This window comes from Xanthomarina maritima (genome assembly GCF_008084905.1).
GTDB lineage: Bacteria > Bacteroidota > Bacteroidia > Flavobacteriales > Flavobacteriaceae > Xanthomarina > Xanthomarina maritima.
Genome location: NZ_VSFC01000061.1, coordinates 1 through 2,955, shown reverse-complemented (window position 1 = coordinate 2,955; position 2,955 = coordinate 1). Strand labels below are relative to the sequence as shown.

The following is a 2,955-nucleotide window of genomic DNA, read 5'->3' as shown; positions in this document are numbered from 1 at the left end:
GGAGTAAGTAATTGTCCTTGTACACAAAGCCCATTACATTAGATGAATTGAGTTGAAGTTATTACGAAATGATATAATCTAAAGAAAATAAGCCATATAGTGGAAAAAAGTCTGCAATAAAAAAAATTAGCATTATTTTAATGACTTAATATAATGTTGTTTTTCATTCTGTATACGTATTAATTAATTCTATCAATTGATACAATTAAAAAAGTAGCCTAAAGACTACAAAATATGAATTTTTTTCAGTTAAAATGAAAAAATCACCGTTTAACGACATAAATTCAGGCTATTTTTAAGAGTTGTTACAATAAAATTTACGATATTTATGCCGTTTAAAATCATTAAAAGATGATTAAATAAACATAAATAAGGATTTGCCTTACAAATTTTTAAAATTTCTTATTTTAGTAAAGGCCTCTAGGAAAAGAAATACTAAATAGAATGATCATGAAAAAACCTACTTTTTTTAAGATTGGCATACTAGTAATCCTACTAACAACTTTGAGTTTTCAATCTTTAGCTCAGAATTATGTGCCATTTACACCCAGATATAATCAAGACTTAAAAGGAGATATTCGACTTATAGGTAATAATATTTTAGGTCCAAGTAATAATCCGTTTAATGACAATACCGTATATAATCACAATGTGGATATGCGCTATATTGATATTGATGGAGATGCATCTACTTTTAATTCAACAAGTGCAGATTTGGAGATTCCGAATCCAGGTTGTTATAAAATTGTTCATGCAGGATTATATTGGGGAGCAGTTACAAATGGAAATGACCCAATTACTAATGTAAAGTTTAAAGGTCCAACAGGTGGTTATAATGATGTAGTAGGTACTATCATTTATGAAGCTAATGGTGTTGCAACTGGTAGTAGTTACCCTTATTCTTGTTATGCAGATGTAACATCTATTGTAACAAATTTAACTGCTAATTTAGGAACATATACAGTAGGAAATGTTTCAACAGCTCAAGGAAGAACAGATACTTTTGATCCTTATAATGGTACTGGATATTCTGCAGGATGGTCACTTTTTATTGTTTTTGAAGATCCAACTTTACCTGGAAAATCTGTTACAAGTTTTGATGGATTTAGTTCAATAAATAGCTCTGTAAATGTCGACATTCCAGTTTCTGGATTTCGTACAGTTCCAGCTCCAATACCAGTTAGAGCAAACTTTGCTTTTGCTGCTTTAGAAGGAGATAGTCCGATTCAAAATGACAGATTGATTCTTAACGGAGTAACATTGTCTGCTGTCGATAGACCTGCAAATAACTTTTTTAATTCTTCGGTAACACAATTAAGTGCCTTACCAGTTAATAATAGAGTGCCAAATAGTTCAAATACCTTAGGGTTTGATACTGGAGTTATGGTCGTTCCAAATCCAGGAAATACCGTTATTGGAAATGGGGATACTACAGCTACTATTCGAATGGAGAGTAATCAAGATCAATATTTTGTTTACTTCTGTGCTTTTGCAGTTGATATTATTGAACCAAATATAGTTCTTACTAAAATAGTAGAAGATGATCTAGGAAATGATATTGGTGGTCAATCAATAGGATTAGGTCAACCTTTAAACTATATTATTGGTTTTAATAATACAGGAAATGATGATGCAAATAATTTAATTATTCGTGATATACTTCCAATAAACATCATTTTTAATTATCCTGCAGATTTGGGTATTTTGCCTCCTGGAGTTACTGTTGTTAGTTATACACCTGCTACAAGGGAAATAGTTTTTAGTATAGATAATTCGATTGTTGAACAAGGAGATCCAGTTACAGAAATTAGAATTCATGCTCAAGTTGTAGATAGTTGTAATCAATTAGCTGATGCTTGTTCAAATATTGTAAATAATCAAGCATTTGCTACTTATAGTGGAGTTACAAATCCATTTTTTGTAATCTCAGACGATCCAAGTTTAAATAGTAACACAGGATGTTTAATTACACCTCAAGCAACAAACTTTTTAGTAGATTTAGATTGTGAGTTTACTGAGAATGTCATTCTTTGTGGTGATAGTGTTCAGTTAACAGCAGCAAATGGATATGATTCATATTCATGGTCAACTAGTCCAACGGGAACACCTGTTATAGGAACAACTCAAACCATAACAGTTACTGCCATAGGAACTTATTATGTTCATAACACTGCCATAGCTCCTTGTCAATCAATTGATCAAACATTTGTAGTGACTAATTTTGGTGGGACTACTTTAACTAATCCTGTAATACCTTATGCAGATGAAGTTGTTACTTGTCCGAATGATGGAAAATTACTGCCTAATATCTTTTTATGTGGTGCTAATGATTTCACATTAATTGAAACACAAATTACAGACGCAACATCCATAATTTGGGAACAATTAGATGAAGGGGGTTGTACTCCAGTTACAGATCCTGATTGTGCTAATGAGAACTCAGCTTGTACATGGAATCAAGTAGGAACTGGTCCAGATTTTATTGCTAATTCTGCAGGCCAATTTAGGCTAACTTTGAATTATGAAGGTGGATGTTTTAGTGAGTTTTATTTCAATGTATACCAAAATGTTTTAAATCCAACAGTTACAAGTAGTGATATTATTTGTACAACTCCAGGAAGTATTACCGTTGGTGGTGTTCCAAATGGTTACGAATACAGTCTGGATGGGATTACTTATCAAACTAGTAATACGTTTGTTATAACTGTACCTAACACCTATACAGTTTATATTAGACAAGTAGGAGTACCAACAAATCCATGTATTTTTACTGTTCCAGATGTTATTATTAGAGATAGAGATTTTACAGTATCAATCAATGTAACACAGCCTCTTTGTTATGGGGACAAAGGAAGTATCAATTTGGCTGCAAACGATGTTGAACCACAGTATTTCTTCTCCATTTATGATGGAGCAACATTAGTAAATAGTGTAGGACCAATCATGGCAAGTGAT

1 pseudogene is annotated in these 2,955 nt (G+C 32.0%); it reads left to right on the top strand.

The window, feature by feature from the left end:
* Positions 1-450: 450 nt before the first annotated feature.
* A pseudogene (locus FVF61_RS12325) lies at positions 451-2,955 on the top strand (T9SS type B sorting domain-containing protein); the annotation flags it as partial.